This is a genomic window from Oleiphilus sp. HI0079 (assembly GCF_001635105.1).
In genome coordinates this window covers 1-15,356 of the sequence record NZ_LWFT01000233.1, presented here as the reverse complement: position 1 = coordinate 15,356, position 15,356 = coordinate 1, and the positions used below count along the sequence as shown (strand labels likewise).

Genomic DNA, 15,356 nt, shown 5'->3' with positions numbered 1-15,356 from the left:
GGGAGCTTGTTCGGCTACATCGGGTGCATCTGGCGTGTTATCTCGATCTACGTTTGCGGATAATTCGTCTTCTGGTATGTCGGCTGCTTCTATCTCGCGATCGCTTTCAGCGTGGCTGTTAATCAGATAGGCAAGAGCATCAAAGACTTCCATGCAAGCGCCGCAACGAACTTTGCCGCTAGCAGCAGAAAGCTGGCTTTCGGTTACTTCAAAAGTAGATTTGCAATGCGGGCAGCGCGTGTATTGCTCAGCGTTCATGCGCAAACGGATCCTTGTACGTCGACAATAAAAACTCTTTATTATCTGCAGTGTAGCGCGTTTTTGGGAGTCTGCGTACTCACCTTTATGGTTATTCGGAGTGCTTTTTTCCTGTTAATCTCGACCAGTCTTCTTGGAATTCTGGGGTGTTCATTTCGAAGCACTGCTGATAATGGACGTTTAGATCTTGCGCCTGTTCTTTGAGGATGCCTGACAGAGCAATTTGTGCTGAGCTCTTGCAGAGTGAGCTAAGGTGGTCGCGCAAGGAGTAGAGCGGCTGCGCTAAGATGTTTGCGATTAATATGTCGGCTTTGAGCTCTGGGCAATCTTCTGGCAAATAACATTCGATTGCTTCTTTGTTTAGATGGTTGCGTTTTGCGTTATCTTGGGTGGCTGTTAACGCTTGAGGGTCAATGTCGATCGCGATAACCCGCTCTGCACCGAGTAATAGTGCTGCAATTCCAAGGATGCCTGAGCCGCAACCAAAGTCGACCACGGTTTTTCCCTTTAAAGTCTGTTTATCTAACCATTCAAGGCATAAAAAGGTCGTAGGGTGCGTGCCCGTTCCAAACGCAAGTCCAGGATCTAATAGCAGATTGACTGCGTCTGGGTTTGGTGGCTCGCACCAACTGGGGCATATCCAAAGCCGTTCACCACAGGAGATTGGCTTGAAGTTCTCGATCCATTTGCGCGTCCAATCCTCGTTCTCGAGTATGTCGACTTGGATGGATGGAAAGCGGTCGTTAGGCGCATAAACCTTAAATACATCTTCGGCAACTTGCTGAATGCGTTGTGTGTCAGAGTCTTGTTCAAACAACGCTGTCAGTGTTGTCTTGTCCCAGACAGGCATTGTTCCGAGGTCAGGTTCGAGGATGGGTTGGTCAGCGCCATCCTGCATCGTTACGGCGACCGCTCCAGCAGCAAGAAGCCCTTCTTCAAGGGCTTCAATGTGTTCCGGTTTAATCTCAGCCTTCAGTTGTATCCAGTTCATACAAATCTCGATTCTTTAAGATTTTAGGAGCTTTTCTAGGTAGTGGATGTTGAAATCAACATTAACGAAGCCTGGGTCATTCGCTAGAATACGGTGAAGAGGGGCGTTGGTTTTTATGCCATCAATCACGAGCTCGTTTAAAGCATTTCTTACTCGGTTCAATGCACTGTTGCGGTCTTCGCTATGGCAGATGATTTTTGCAATCAGCGAGTCGTAGTAGGGGGGGATCGAGTAACCGCTATATAAATGCGAATCTACACGGACACCCATTCCTCCCGGAGCATGAAAGACATTGACTTTGCCAGGACAGGGTATGAACGTTTCGGGATCTTCTGCATTGATGCGGCATTCAAACGCGTGACCTTTGAAGCTGATATCGCTTTGTTGAAGATCTAGTTTCTTGCCGCTGGCGATTTTCATCTGTTCCTTTACGAGATTCACGCCGGTAATCATTTCTGTTACCGGATGCTCTACCTGAATACGAGTGTTCATTTCGATAAAATAGTATTCGCCGTCTTGATAAAGAAATTCGAACGTCCCGGCTCCGCGGTAGTTGATATCAATGCAGGCTTTTACGCAGGCCTCAAAGACTTTTTGCCGTGCAGCCTCGTTGATGTTTGGGGCCGGTGCTTCTTCAATGACTTTTTGATGTCTGCGTTGAAGGGAGCAGTCTCTGTCTCCTAAGTGGATTGCGTTGCCTTGCCCGTCAGCCAAGACTTGTACTTCGACATGCCGAGGACGGTCTAGAAACTTTTCTAGATAGACAGTGTCGTCGCCAAAGGCATTTCTCGCTTCTTGTTTGGTAAGATCTATTGCGGATAGCAACGCGCTTTCAGAATGAACGACGCGCATCCCACGCCCACCGCCCCCTGCGGCCGCTTTGATCATTACTGGGTAGCCAATTTTTTGAGCAATCGCTTTTGATCTGTCAGGGTTGTTGGTAAGAGGGCCGTTGGAGCCCGGTACCGTAGGCACTCCCGCTTCGTTCATTGCCTGGATGGCCGATACTTTATTGCCCATAAGGCGAATAACATCAGGGCTTGGACCGATAAATGTAAAGCCGCTGCGCTCCACTCGTTCAGCGAAATCTGCGTTCTCAGCTAAAAAACCATACCCCGGGTGAATAGCATCAGCATTGGTCACTTCTGCTGCGCTGATAATCGCTGGGATATTCAGGTAGCTCTCTGTGGGCTGATTGCCGCCAATGCAAACTGATTCGTCGGCGAGACGAACATGCATGAGATCCCGATCAATTTTGGAGTGCACGGCGACGCTGGGGATTCCCATTTCTTTACACGCACGAAGAATTCGCAGCGCGATTTCTCCGCGGTTCGCAATAAGTACTTTTCTAAGCATGATTGAGGGCTGGCCTATTACGAAATGCTAAATAGCGGTTGATCGAACTCGACAGGTGCTCCGTTTTCGATCAGGATCTCTGAAATCGTGCCACTCCGATCTGCTTCGATTTGGTTCATCATTTTCATGGCTTCAACGATACAGAGCACATCACCCACATTTACTTCCTGACCCACTTGAACAAACGGTTGCGCTTCTGGTGAGGGGGAGCGATAGAACGTGCCGACCATTGGAGAGTTGATCGTAGGAAGTGCTTGTTCTGTTGTTTGATCCGGTTCCGTCGTGGTTGGAGGTGCCGCCTGTATGACAGGATTTGGAGTCGGTGCAGCGGCGTGTGCGGTTGCTTGACTTGAGCGGCGAGAAATCTTAATCGATTCTTCTCCCTCGGTGATTTCGAGAAGCTCTACATCTGAGTCTTCAATTAGTTCAATTAGTTTTTTTATCTTGCGGATATCCATAGTTTTCTCTCTCAGGCCACTTACGATTGCGCAGTTCGGAGGGCGGATAGGACTGCTGCGTCATATCCGTGAGTTCCGAGGCCGCAGATGACGGCAACCGCTTTGTCAGAAAAATAAGATTTATGTCGAAACTCTTCGCGAGCATGTACATTTGAAATGTGCACTTCATAGAAAGGAAGATCTGTTGCCAAAAGCGCATCTCTCAATGCAATGCTGGTGTGCGTAAATGCTCCAGGGTTAATAATAATGGCGCATACGTCACTCTCTCTTGCTCCATGTGCATGTTCAATGAGTTCGTGCTCAGCGTTACTTTGAAAATGCTTGATTGAAAACGTCGTGCCTTCTGTATGCGTCTCGAGGCGGGTTACGATGTCTTGAAGGGTCTCTGAACCATAAATGTGCGGCTCACGTTTGCCTAGTAAGTTAAGGTTCGGACCGTTTAAAACGAGTATGGAGGGCATTAGGCACTCTTTGCTGACGAATTTTCATTTGACGCCAAGTTTAGTGCTGGTTTCCTTGATACGCAATCGTTAATGCAAGATAGCTGCAGTTTTGCTTATTTTAGGGGCTAAATCCCTCCATTTAGATGGAAGTTGTCTTGTTGTGTTTCAGCAATTTGTTTATTTCTCTCACCAATATTGCCGGTTTGGCTGGCTTGATGAGGAAGGGTGAGTTACTAAGACTTTTCGCCTCATCAACGATGGCCGGATCTTCTTCGGCAGACATGAAAATAATGGGTAAGTTTTTCCACTTTGGATGTTGCTTGAGGAGTTTGGCGACTTCAATTCCATTGCAGTCTTGAAGGTACATATCGAGGAGTAGTAGGTCGGGCTCGTTGAGCTCGAGGCTCGGCAATAAGTTTGATGGCTGGTTGATCGTAATGCAGTCAAATTGGTTCGCCGTTAAGGCGTTCTCTGCATACTTTAGTTGTGACATGGAGTCATCAATTACTGCAATAAGCGGTTTGCTGATGAGGTTAGTGTTGAAGGCTTGATTGATGGCTCTTGTCAGGTTTCTTGAGTTGAGCGTCCCGACTAGCAACGCCTGTGCTTTGCTTCGGACAGCAAGTAACCTTGATTCAAACTCAGGTTCTTCTGAGCTGTAGAAGATGATTGTTACGTCGGTATTTTGCTTTGTCAGCTTTGCAGCAAGTTCGAAGCCAAAGCGCCGCTTTTGATAATCGATGCCAATGACAAAGCATGTTCCGGGGGAAATCTGGCTTTGAATGTCATTGATGTATTTTACCGGGATGGAGTCGATCGCTTCGGGAAGGCTTAGTTCGGCCTTTTTCTCATTGGTGGCAATACATATTTTGGTGATCGGGATGTCGGGTTGTTGCTGATCCAAAAGAGGCTCTGTCGCGAGCTGCCGTTGGATCAGCATCATGGCTTCGGTCATGCCTTTCAGTGCTTTATGTGAAGGTTTGTCTTCAAGGCTTCCAAGTTTGAGAAGGGAGCTTATTTTTCGCGCGCTATCAATGAAAGGTCTGTTCGGTAGTTTTTGAGATAGCTTTGCGAGCTTTTCAGATGTGTCGATGAGTTGGCGCACCTGTTCGCTATCTCTCCAGCCGTTCTCAGCACATGTTTTATAGATCTCCACGGCTGCTTCGGCCTGAGTCGTTACTCTGCGTGTAATGTAGTTGCTCAGCTGCTCTTTTAGCGCTGGTTCGGCCATGTTATTGATTACCACTGCGTCTAACGTTGAACAATTGTCTTGCTAGGCTTCTAAAATTTGTTAGTCTCTACCCATCATTATTGCGCACAATTCATATCTGTCTAATTGTTAAAGCGAAATTGCGAACTTGCGCTCGTGTCCGCGTCAATGGATGAACATGCATAAAACAATTAAAAAACGCTCTTTAAAGCAGCTTGTTCTGGTCTCCGTGGGTGCGCTGGTGCTTTTTTTGGTGGGGCTGAGTGCTTCTCTCAACTTTGCGAATACGCGCATTTACATTGATCAGCAGTTGGCCCGCTATTCCATGGATGCTGCGACGTTTCTTGGTTTGGCTCTTTCGAGCCAAAAAGATGATGAGTCTAATGTTGCCAAGGAGAGAATGATTGATTCAATTTTTGATAGCGGTGACTACGCATCGATTGAGTTTCGTGCCCCAGATGGGCGTGTTGTCGTGCAGAGAGCCTTATCGTCTGAAGACAGTGGCGTGCCTCGTTGGTTTTTAAGTCGCATCAAATTGTCGGATTTTGTAGGTCACGCCAAGGTTATGTCTGGATGGACCCAGCTGGGATCAGTTCATGTTCAGGCGAACCCGGCGCTGGCAGAGAAAGAGCTTTGGTCGCTTTTTAAATCTCAGTTTGTCTTATTTCTTAGTGTTCTTTCGATCGGATTGTCGATTTTATATCTTCTCCTTCGCAAATTGCTTTCCCCGCTTTCGCAGCTCGAGTTTCAGGCTCATCGTATTGCAAGTCGTGCTTTTGATCAGTTAATTGACCCTCCGGCAACGAGAGAGCTTGATGCTGTGGTCCGCTCGATGAACGAGATGTCTGTTAAATTGAAGCGAGTGTTTGACGAGCAGTTGGACGATATCGAGCGACTTCGTGATCAATCGAGAAAGGATGCGTTGACCGGTCTGTTTAATCGAGAGGGCTTCGACTCGAGATTGAAGTCCGATCTTACGGATCGATCTGTCTCCGGCGTAGGTGTACTCGTGTTGGTCATGGTGAACGATTTTGGGCAGATCAATATTGATCATGGTAGGCAAAAGGCGGATGATTTTTTGCTTTCGGTTGCGGAATTACTGCGCAACATCGCTGTCGAATATAGGGGCGCTTATATTTCGAGAAGAACGGGAGCCCAGTTTAGTATTTTCTTGCCTGGTGTTAGCGTGGACGACGCGGAGAATTTGGCTCAACGAGTGCTTTCTAAACTCTTAGGCTTGACGATTCTTCGCCAAGCCTTGCGAGATGACTGGGTCAACATAGGGCTGGCTTCAGTTAACGAAGCCGAGACTGTAGCGAGCCTGTTTTCAAAAACAGATCTTGCGCTCAGGCAGTCGCAGGAGAAGGGTGTTTCTGGCTGGAGGCGTTACGTCTCAGAGGGAAGTGAGGGCTTCTCTGAGGAGGTGCGTCAAGCAAACCACTGGCAGAAAATCTTGCAAGAAGTGCTGGCCAGCAATCAGATTACTTTTTATGAGCAGTCGGTCAGATCGCTTATCGACCATAGCTTGAGCCACAAGCAGGTGCTCTCTCGAATCGAGGTTGATGGTCAGCTGGTTGTGGCAGCAACATTTCTGCCGATGGCTAAACGGTTTGGCTTGATGGTTCTGTTTGACCAGCTGGTTGTTGAGTTAGTGCTAAGTGCGTTGGCCTCGAGTGACAGTCAAGAGCATTACAATATCACTCTTTCGGAAGCGGCTATTGCCGACGAAGTGTTTATGCAGTGGCTCACCCAGCAACTGGAAAAACACAGAACGGTTCTAACGCGAGTCACTTTTGAAGTGCCGGAGCACGCACTTGGTTTTGGTGAAGGTGTCTTGCTCAAACTTTGTGATTTGGGGCGCAAATGGGGGTTTGGTTTGTGCATTGATCGCTTTGGGGTCTCTTCGATTCCGTTTAGCTATCTCCAGAGAGTGAAAGTGACGGCGTTGAAGATTGATCCAAGCTTTATTCGTAATATCCACTTAAATCAGGAGAACCAGTTCTTCTTGAGAGCGGCAGTTCAAATAGCGCATAGTCAGAATATTCAAGTCGTCGCGATTGGTGTAGAAACCGAAGATGAGCTCGCAATGATACGAGAGATAGGCGTTGATGCTGCGACAGGATATATTGTTCAAAGACCTACTTTAGCTCAGTTCTAAGATGAGGAATCGATTTTGTCACGTTTTACCGAAATGATTTCAGGTGTTGGGGGAGGTTTAGGCCGGCCACTTTCTATCGTTATTTCTATATATCTGGTTTTGGTGCTTGTTTTAACGTTTTGGTGGAGTAGTGAGCCCGACTTGTTGCCGCTTGAAAAGATTGTTCAGGGCCAAGCGGGCTTGGCGTTAGATTCTGCACCAGTAGGGGTTGCGACAACATCCAGTTTAGTGGAAGTGGCTGAAACATTGCTCAACAAGCCTGGAGGATATATTTCGAACGATATTTTTCCGCCAGGTGTCTGGATGGACAATATGCCGAGCTGGGAGTTTGGCGTGCTGGTTCAGATTCGTGATCTGGCGAGAGTGATGCGAAAAGAAATTAGTCGCTCTCAAAGTCAGTCGCAAGAAGACGTCAGCTTAAAGCTGGCAGAGCCTCAGTTTCACTTTGACAACGACAGTTGGGCTCTCCCTGCTTCTGAGTCAGAGTACCAGAGTGGAATTGATTCGGTGAAAGATTATCTTTCCCGGTTAGCTGACTCCTCTGCCCCTGACGCGCAGTTCTATGCGCGAGCAGATAACTTGAGTGCTTGGTTGTCAGAGGTTGAAAACCGTTTGGGAGGGCTTTCTAGGCGTTTAAGTGAAAGTGTTGGTCGTCCGTCTTTGGATATGGGTTTGGCCGGAGATGGGAGTGCTGAACAGAGTACGGCGAGTGCCGGTTTTAAGGAAAGTAAAACGCCTTGGATGCAGATCGACAATGTATTTTACGAAGCGCGGGGCACGGCATGGGCATTGATTATTATGTTGCGTGCTATGGAGCATGATTTCGCAAAGGTGTTGAGTGACAAAAACGCATTGGTAAGCTTGCGGCAGATTCGTTTGGAGCTCGAGGCGACGCAGGAGCAAATTTGGAGTCCGATGGTGTTGAATGGTTCCGGTTTCGGCGTGCTTGCTAATCACTCGTTGACGATGTCTTCGTATGTGTCTCGTGCAAGTGCGGCGATTATTGATTTGCGGAACCTCCTTCAGCAAGGTTAAAGATGGTCTTTGCTCGGGGCGGTCGCAATAAACGGCCGCTTCTGCCTAATTTGTGAACGACTGTGAAGAATGGTTTCAGTTCACATGTTTAAATTCTCCTCTCTTTATAATGGCTCTTCTTGATAAATCAGGACGCTGATTCCGTTTATGTTGCATGTATATTGGGCTTTTAGCTGTCTTCGTAATGTTTCTATTGCGCTAGCGATCTCGATCGTTTGGTCCGCTCCTTTGAGCGCCGAACTCGCCGCTTTGACCGATGATGACTTGTCGGAAGTTGATGGTGCGGGGATCGGTTTTGTGATGGAGGATTTTGCTTTTAGTCATGGGCACGATCCATCTGAGGGGAAAGTTTTCAGAATTTCAGGTGTGACAGATTCTGATGGTAACCCGGTCACGATCAATGTAAATCAAATGTACATCGCCCGTTCCGGCAGTGACTATGGTGCGGTGCTTGATGGCGTGAATCTTGGTCGCCTTGATAACCCCTACGAAATCGATTTACTTAATGGCGATGATATTGGTTTGTCAGGGAAGGGGGTTCTTGAAATCGCGGCTCCCCGAATGGTGGATGTTGCTCAGGGATATGATTGTCTTGATCCTGCGGCCCTCCAGGGTTCCGGCACTTGCTCTAGCCGCCCTGCTGACGCGGGGTTTTTAGCTGGTGAGCGCCCTGACTTAGGTGTGGAGCTGGAGATTAATGATCTTGGGCAAGCGCAAACACACTTTAATGTCCATGCTGCAAGCGCAGTTTTTGACGGCTCTTATATTCGATTGTGGGGAGAAGATACCCGCATGGCTGCGGAGTTTCGACTGAATTTTTATACTCCGGCTCTCGAAGTGTCAACGTGTGCCGTTTCAGATTCAGCTTGCACCTCTAAAATGACCATGAGCGACTTTAAGCTTGAGCTTGCTTTGGGGAATACATTTCAGCCTTTGTATATCGGTGCTGATAACCTAACGGGCGGGTTGACCTTCCAGATAGATCAAATGACGACGGACTATCTTGCTAACATTGATACCGCTGGCCAGTCGGATGGTTCGGCGCAAGGAGATATCGCGTACGCCTTTTATGATGACTATTATAGTAATCCGGACTACCGATCTAATATCTCTGTCGATAATATTGATATCGGTGGCACGAGCCTTGGCTCAGCTAAAGTGGAGGGAATACTGATTCAGTATCTTGATGTGCGTTTTAGGGATCTAGAGCCATGATTCGAGTTGGTTTGGCTTTGATGCTGTTTTTTACATCGGTGACCAGCGTGCTTGCTGAGTTGCAATCGATTGAGGACGAGTCTCTTTCTGAGGTGACTGGGCAGAGCGGTGTGTATCTCTCAGGAGATATCTCCATTAATGAGACTGGAGGCCCTTTGGCCGATAGCTATTTTGGATTGTGTACAGATGCAAGTAAGGTGTGTGGGGCTCGTATCGCTTTGCAGACCGAACAGAATGGCGGTTGGTTTGTGATCGACAACCTTCGTGGCGGGATTGCCTTTGAGGGGCTTACCATGCAGATCCGAGAAATTAACTCAGGCTTTGGTGGTGATGGTGCTCTCTTCAATAGGGATGTTTTAGAAATCGGCTTGCCTGAGACAATTCGCTTTGATGATTTTCAGTTTACCTTGGCGGGTAGTTCGACCGAACGGCCAACTGAGGCTGGCTTTGAACAGGTGGATTTGTTCGGCGTTGAGATGAGTGGCGAAGCCGTATTGAAAGGTAATCTGCTTGTTTTTCCAACGGATTGAGTTGATGAGATTTTTCAGACTACACAGCGTGACTAAAGTATTCGGCTTGCCTTTGATGGTTTTAGCGGGCAGCGCTGTGGGTGAGATGCAGGCTCTGGAGGATGATTTTTTGTCCGGAGTGAGTGGTCAGTCTGGTATTACATTGAGCCTTGAAGATAACACGCGTGTCGCCGAAATTGCCTATTTTGATGATGATTCTGGCATCGCTTTTCAGGGTTTTCGTTTGGGGGGGGCTGCAGGCCCGGATGATACATTCAAGGCTCGTATCTTAGTTGATATTCTCGAAGATGGTCGATTGTCCCTCGACTACACTACAGATTCTCTTGTTGTTAATAACGATGCGACAGTTTCGACGGTTGGTAATCAAGCGCGCATAGAGGTAGAAGAAATTCGTTTTATCGACAACCCTGGCGATACCTTGACTGCCGCGATTGCTGGTGCACCAAGTATTGGCGGTTTGTTTTTGGATTTTGAGATCGATGGTTTGACGCTTATTGGAGCGAATGCAAACGCCTATGTCTTCGATGTTGCTTTTAATCTTACGAATGGTCGGTTGGGTTACAGGACGAACGGAAACGAATTCTTTTTGGATAACTTCTCTCTCGACTATTCAGCCCCTGGAACGACTTTAGACTTCAACGGAGCGACTGGAGAAATAGAGTATGTCGCGCCCAGCGTGGATGCAGAGTTAAAAGTAGATGCGGTACGCTTAAGTACCAATCCGAATAACCATGGTGTTACCGCCGATGTGGATAGTGGAATTATTCTTCCGAGTTATGGCAGTCTCTGGACCAAGCTGTCCCTTAGCAAGGCGATTCAGATAGCGGCTGGAGGGCGAGATGGTGTTGAAGGCTTCAATATAGATATGCAGACTACGATCAGTAGTTGGGATCTTGCATGGGGTGATGATAGCAACTGGTCTGATTTGGGCTATTGGTTTGGCGCGCTAGGTGGCGAGGGCACGATTGCATTGTCGAACTTAACGATTGATGTGTTAAATCAGGATCCTGACGCGTTAATCGACCCAGCCCGAGATTATGGTAGCGGTTTGGCGTTGGGGTTCGATACTTTACAAGCGGGATTGTTCTTTGATGCGATTGTTCTTGGCGAGACGAAAGACAACATTGATGCATATAAGGCAAATGCTTCGGCTCCAATTAAATCCTTGGGAGGTTTAGGCGTTAATTTGTTGCTAGCAGATGGTGTGTATGATGCGACGGCGCGGAGTAATCGTCTCCTGTTGCAGGCTGGTGGAAATGTTGATTCGGGTTACCAGGGCTTGCGCATTGATACTGAGTTAAGTGTTGTTAGCCCAAATAATGAGTCCAACCTAGTCTATGTGGAGGACGGTTTTGGTCTGATGTATAGCGGTATAGAAGCCTATATTGATGGCGATATCACTCTTGATGTTACGTCTGATGGTGTGCTTGGTTCAACGCAGTTTTATGATGGCCTAAGGATTGGCTTCGAGGATCTTGATATTGCGTACAGGAGTGAAGGTTTCCGTTTTGGTCGTTCTGCTGACGGGAGTAGCCTTAATAATGAAGAGCTTAGTGCGTCTTATGCCATTCCTGGTGTGTCTGGTTCGCTTTTCGGGCTAGGCTTATATCCTGAATTGGAAGGTCGGTTAAACGGGCAAATAACACTGGGTCCGGGTGGTCGTTTTGGCGATGAAGGGATCGCGATCAATGCGGATATAGAGTTGCGAGATGGTTTGATGGCAACTTATAAACAGACGGATGGTAAAGGGTTCTGGTTGGCCGGCCTTAATATGGATCGTCACTTAAGAGACATGCTTCTCGATGTGACTGAGGATGGGCTCGCTATCTATGAGTCCGAAACTTGGTCGCGGATGGATGTGACTGATTTTCGCATAGGGGACAAGCTGAGTGGGGCGAGTTTTGGCCGAATGGTTCTTGAAACCTATGAGGTTGGATCGGAGAGGGTGTTCTCAGCTGGCGGGGCGGGTGCTGTATGTATCGGCGGAACCGGTATCGATAGCGTAAGCTGTCAAGGTGATGGAGGGCGTTGGGAAGATCGTGGAGAGCAAGGTCTAACGATTACTTCGAAGAGGTTTTTCAAGGAAAGCGTAGAGGCCGAGGGCAAACGTAATCGCTTTACTTGGGAGACTGGACGCAGCGGAGAGGGTACCGCAGGAGTCGTTAATGATAGCGGCATCAAGCTGGTTTTTGACAATTTCACGACGAATGATGGGGATGGTATCAGTGATACTTTTGGTGTTCAGTCGGAGCAGAATGTTGATATAGCTTCGGCGTATGTTGTTAAGAAAGAAGCTGGCGCGGATAGTAATGGTGTTGTTGGTAATCGCGGTGACATCAAGGTGGTCAATGGAGACGGGACTTACCGTTACGTCGATCCGGCAGATATGACCGCGGCCGATTGGGAAAACTTGCCAGTTGCAATGGCGCTGCGTACACGCACGCAATTTAAAGAGCTAGATTTTGGTTCGGTTGACCTTGTTCACCCTACTGGGGGTGAGGCTACTCTTTTGCATGGCTTGAAGTTGCAGAACTTTGATGTGACCAGCGACATTACAATGACTCCGCTGGACTAATACCTCGCACCGCATTGCGCCTGTAAATTTATCCTCGTTATAATCGCTGTCTTTATCAAGGCGGCGAGCTATGCATATTTCTTCCCTCATTCATGCTCTTTCGGATGGTCAGTTTCATTCTGGCTCCGAACTTGGTGCTCAGCTTGGCGTTAGTCGCACCGCGATTTGGAAGGCGCTCGACCATTTAAGTGAATACGGGTTGGAGTATGAAAGTCATCGGGGTAAAGGTTACCGTCTTTTAGCGGCGCTCGATCTTCTTGATATGGATGTCGTCAAGGACTCTTTGTCTGCGTCTGTATGTAAGTCTGTATCCCTCCATCATGTTTTATCTTGTTCTTCGACGAATAGCGACGTCCACAATTACCTTGGAGTGGATGCTCCTTACACTATATTGTTTGCCGAGCAGCAAACCTCTGGGCGAGGTCGAAGAGGGAGGGTGTGGTCTAGTCCTTTTGCTGAGAACCTTTATTTGAGTATGTGTTTCGATTGGGTAAAAGGCACATCTGAGTTACAGGGTTTAAGTATTGTTGTTGGCGTCGCTGTTGCTGAGCTATTGGTAGAGGAGGGGTATCAGGAGGTTGGTGTGAAGTGGCCTAATGATGTTTGGCTTCATGGCAAGAAAGTAGCGGGAATATTGGTTGAGCTACAAGGGGAGGTTACGAGTAGTTGGAGGGTGACTCTTGGGTTGGGCTTGAATACGCATATGTCTCCAAAAGGGGGGGTGGCAATTGATCAGCCGTGGACGTGTCTGTCCGATTATGTCGATCTTAGGCGCTCTGATCTGGCTGCAAGGCTCGTGAATAAGCTGGTGTCCAGTTTAAATGAATTCGCTGAATCAGGTTTTTCTTCGTTTATTGGAAGGTACGCGGTTTTGGATGTCCTAATAGGAAGGTCGGTGATATTGCATGGTCCTAATGTGGAGGGAGTTGTTCGAGGTGTTGATCTAAACGGTGCATTGTTGCTTGAAACGACGTCAGGCCTCGAGTCTTTTCATGCAGGTGAGCTAAGTGTGAGGCCGCTTTGATATTACAGTTCGATGTTGGAAATACGCGCCTCAAATGGAGGCTCATTAATGATCGAGAAGTCTTTGCTCGCGGATCGTCGAGATTGGATCAATTTAAAATGAGTTCGCTTTGCTTGGACGGTGGCATCGATCAAGTCCAGTTGGCAGCGGTTCGTCAGGGGCGTGAGTTTAATGCGTTGGTAGAGGACATAAGTACGACCTATCCTGAGTTGGATATATATCAGGCGGCGGCTGCTGAGCGGTTCGGCCCTGTTAGGTTCGCGTATGAGAATCCGGAAACGCAGGGGGTTGATCGTTGCTTGGCAATGTTGGCGGCATACAGCTTAGTTTCAGAATGCGATCGCTTTGTAGGGGTTATGGTAATAGATGCTGGCTCCGCAGTTACTGTGGATGTATTAAATGAATCGGGTGAACAGGTCGAGGGTTATATATTGCCGGGGCTTGAAATGATGCGTGAAGCGTTGTTAGGGAAAACGTCAAAAATCGCTGACGGTTATCGATTTAAACAAAGGGTTGTAGGTGCATTATCGACAAGAGAATGTGTTGATCGCGGGGTTATGAGAGCATTTATCGAAAGTATGCGGGGGTTTGTGGGCAGTGCTAAGGCGGCTGGCTTGGATCTTGTTATTACGGGTGGCGATGCGAGTAATTTGAAGGATCTATTGGCGAGTGAAGATTGTTATTTTGTCGGGGACTTAGTTCTTGATGGGTTGTTCATCCTGGCGACTAAGGGGTGGGTGTAAGTTATGCGCTGGCTAGCTTTGCTTTTTACCATAAATGTCGTTTTGGCTTTATGGCACTGGAGTGGTGAAAGGCAGCTGAAAGCTGGTCCGAAGTATCAGGTGGCAGATAATGTCATTGAGTTGTCCGTCTCTCCGTTGGGTTCTGGTTGTCTTTTGCTGGGTCCAATTTTCGATGAGGGTGTGGCGCAACAGTTTGACGTTCGATTGCGAGAGTTGAACCGACGTGTGGCTCTTATTAAGCGAGATCGCGAAAAGGCGCCGCGTTACTGGGTCTATTATGGTCCGTTTGGCAGTTACGCTGAATCGTTAAAAGAGCATCGAAAGTTTCGGGACGAAGGTGTTGATAACTTTATTATTACGCAGGAAGATTTGTATGGAGCTTTGTCATTTGGTGTGTTCGAAAACATAGATTCGGCGAAGCGGATGCAGGCGCTAATGCAGGGCAGGGGTTACCGTACATCAATTCGTAATATTTTTAAGTTTGAGAGTCGATGGTGGGTCGAAATTGAAGCTGTTGATCGTGGCGCTATATCTAATAAAATCAATGACATACAGTATGATTTGGGGCTCGCTCTCGAAATGCGAGAATTTTTTTGTAAAACGGTTGCATCAGAAAAACCTTTGCCTTAGTATAGCGGCCTCTCAAATCAGGGTGATTTAGCTGGTGTAGCTCAGTCGGTAGAGCAACGCACTTGTAATGCGTAGGTCGGGGGTTCGATTCCGTCCACCAGCTCCATTCTATTTTGAGGTAATAGAGGGTCGTCTAACGGTTCTCGCTTGGAGGGGTTCCCGAGTGGCCAAAGGGATCAGACTGTAAATCTGACGCGTAAGCTTCGGTGGTTCGAATCCACCCCCCTCCACCAATTTTTTTTGTGGCGGGTATCGTATAGTGGCTATTACCTCAGCCTTCCAAGCTGATGACGCGGGTTCGATTCCCGCTACCCGCTCCATAAAGTATTAAACAAGCGCTCATATAGCTCAGTCGGTAGAGCACTACCTTGGTAAGGTAGAGGTCACCGGTTCAATTCCGGTTATGAGCTCCAGATATAGTTTTGCGTGGTCTGCGCTCGTTTTGGCGCATAGTCACTAATCGAGCGATTCTTAAGGAGATGTTCGGATGGCAAAAGCAAAGTTTGAAAGAGTTAAGCCGCACGTTAACGTGGGAACCATTGGGCACGTTGATCACGGCAAAACAACATTAACGGCAGCACTTACTCGCGTATGTGCTGAAGTATTCGGTGGTGAGAAGGTTGACTTCGCGAACATCGACAACGCTCCAGAAGAGCGTGAGCGTGGTATTACAATTGCAACGTCACACGTAGAGTACGATTCAACAGATCGTCACTACGCGCACGTTGAC

The 15,356-nt window shown here is 47.8% G+C and carries 15 protein-coding genes and 4 tRNA genes; 13 read left to right on the top strand and 6 right to left on the bottom strand.

Features of this window, described 5'->3' with window-relative positions; genetic code table 11:
• The 6 genes from A3750_RS03550 to A3750_RS03525 all read right to left on the bottom strand — a co-directional run.
• Window positions 1-258, bottom strand: a 258-nt coding sequence (locus A3750_RS03550) for an MJ0042-type zinc finger domain-containing protein (protein ID WP_197474855.1), incomplete at its 3' end; no start/stop codon positions are given.
• Window positions 259-349: 91 nt separating this feature from the next.
• Window positions 350-1,249 (bottom strand): 50S ribosomal protein L11 methyltransferase, encoded by a 900-nt coding sequence (gene prmA / locus A3750_RS03545; protein ID WP_068458410.1) that lies wholly within the window; start codon window positions 1,247-1,249, stop codon window positions 350-352.
• A 15-nt stretch (window positions 1,250-1,264) separates the two neighbouring features.
• Window positions 1,265-2,605, bottom strand: coding sequence for an acetyl-CoA carboxylase biotin carboxylase subunit (accC, locus tag A3750_RS03540; RefSeq protein WP_068458411.1), 1,341 nt, complete (start codon window positions 2,603-2,605; stop codon window positions 1,265-1,267).
• A gap of 17 nt (window positions 2,606-2,622) precedes the next feature.
• A complete protein-coding gene (gene accB / locus A3750_RS03535; protein WP_068458413.1) occupies window positions 2,623-3,063 on the bottom strand; it encodes an acetyl-CoA carboxylase biotin carboxyl carrier protein in 441 nt (146 codons plus the stop codon).
• 20 nt (window positions 3,064-3,083) lie between these two features.
• A complete protein-coding gene (gene aroQ, locus A3750_RS03530) occupies window positions 3,084-3,524 on the bottom strand; it encodes a type II 3-dehydroquinate dehydratase (RefSeq protein ID WP_068458415.1) in 441 nt (146 codons plus the stop codon).
• Between the two features lie 121 nt (window positions 3,525-3,645).
• A complete protein-coding gene (locus A3750_RS03525; protein ID WP_068458417.1) occupies window positions 3,646-4,737 on the bottom strand; it encodes a PleD family two-component system response regulator in 1,092 nt (363 codons plus the stop codon).
• Window positions 4,738-4,894: 157 nt separating this feature from the next.
• Here A3750_RS03525 and A3750_RS03520 point away from each other — a divergent pair, with 157 nt between their 5' ends.
• From A3750_RS03520 to A3750_RS03460, 13 genes are all read left to right on the top strand, one after another.
• The gene (locus A3750_RS03520; protein ID WP_197466475.1) at window positions 4,895-6,874 is read left to right on the top strand and encodes an EAL domain-containing protein; all 1,980 of its coding nucleotides are present in this window, start codon (window positions 4,895-4,897) and stop codon (window positions 6,872-6,874) included.
• Between the two features lie 15 nt (window positions 6,875-6,889).
• Window positions 6,890-7,909 (top strand): DUF2333 family protein, encoded by a 1,020-nt coding sequence (locus tag A3750_RS03515; protein WP_231871695.1) that lies wholly within the window; start codon window positions 6,890-6,892, stop codon window positions 7,907-7,909.
• A 147-nt stretch (window positions 7,910-8,056) separates the two neighbouring features.
• On the top strand, window positions 8,057-9,124 hold the full coding sequence (locus tag A3750_RS03510) for a hypothetical protein (RefSeq protein ID WP_082863360.1): 1,068 nt from the start codon (window positions 8,057-8,059) through the stop codon (window positions 9,122-9,124).
• On the top strand, window positions 9,121-9,654 hold the full coding sequence (locus A3750_RS03505; RefSeq protein ID WP_068458424.1) for a DUF6160 family protein: 534 nt from the start codon (window positions 9,121-9,123) through the stop codon (window positions 9,652-9,654). The genes A3750_RS03510 and A3750_RS03505 overlap by 4 nt, the downstream gene beginning before the upstream one ends.
• A 4-nt stretch (window positions 9,655-9,658) precedes the next feature.
• Window positions 9,659-12,229 carry a DUF6160 family protein gene (locus A3750_RS03500; protein ID WP_068458426.1) on the top strand — a complete coding sequence of 857 codons (2,571 nt, stop codon included), beginning with the start codon at window positions 9,659-9,661 and terminating at the stop codon, window positions 12,227-12,229.
• Window positions 12,230-12,299: 70 nt separating this feature from the next.
• Entirely contained in the window at window positions 12,300-13,253 is a 954-nt protein-coding gene (locus tag A3750_RS03495; protein ID WP_068458428.1) for a biotin--[acetyl-CoA-carboxylase] ligase, read from the top strand.
• Window positions 13,250-13,996: a type III pantothenate kinase gene (locus A3750_RS03490; RefSeq protein ID WP_068543690.1), complete on the top strand. Its 747-nt coding sequence runs from the start codon at window positions 13,250-13,252 to the stop codon at window positions 13,994-13,996. The genes A3750_RS03495 and A3750_RS03490 overlap by 4 nt, the downstream gene beginning before the upstream one ends.
• 3 nt (window positions 13,997-13,999) lie before the next feature.
• On the top strand, window positions 14,000-14,626 hold the full coding sequence (locus A3750_RS03485) for an SPOR domain-containing protein (RefSeq protein WP_068465687.1): 627 nt from the start codon (window positions 14,000-14,002) through the stop codon (window positions 14,624-14,626).
• A gap of 30 nt (window positions 14,627-14,656) precedes the next feature.
• Window positions 14,657-14,732, top strand: a tRNA-Thr gene (locus A3750_RS03480).
• A 43-nt stretch (window positions 14,733-14,775) separates the two neighbouring features.
• Window positions 14,776-14,859: transfer RNA gene (locus tag A3750_RS03475), tRNA-Tyr, on the top strand.
• A gap of 12 nt (window positions 14,860-14,871) precedes the next feature.
• Window positions 14,872-14,946: transfer RNA gene (locus A3750_RS03470), tRNA-Gly, on the top strand.
• Between the two features lie 17 nt (window positions 14,947-14,963).
• Window positions 14,964-15,039, top strand: a tRNA-Thr gene (locus A3750_RS03465).
• A 74-nt stretch (window positions 15,040-15,113) separates the two neighbouring features.
• On the top strand, window positions 15,114-15,356 hold a 243-nt coding region (locus tag A3750_RS03460; protein ID WP_231871694.1), incomplete at its 3' end, for a GTP-binding protein.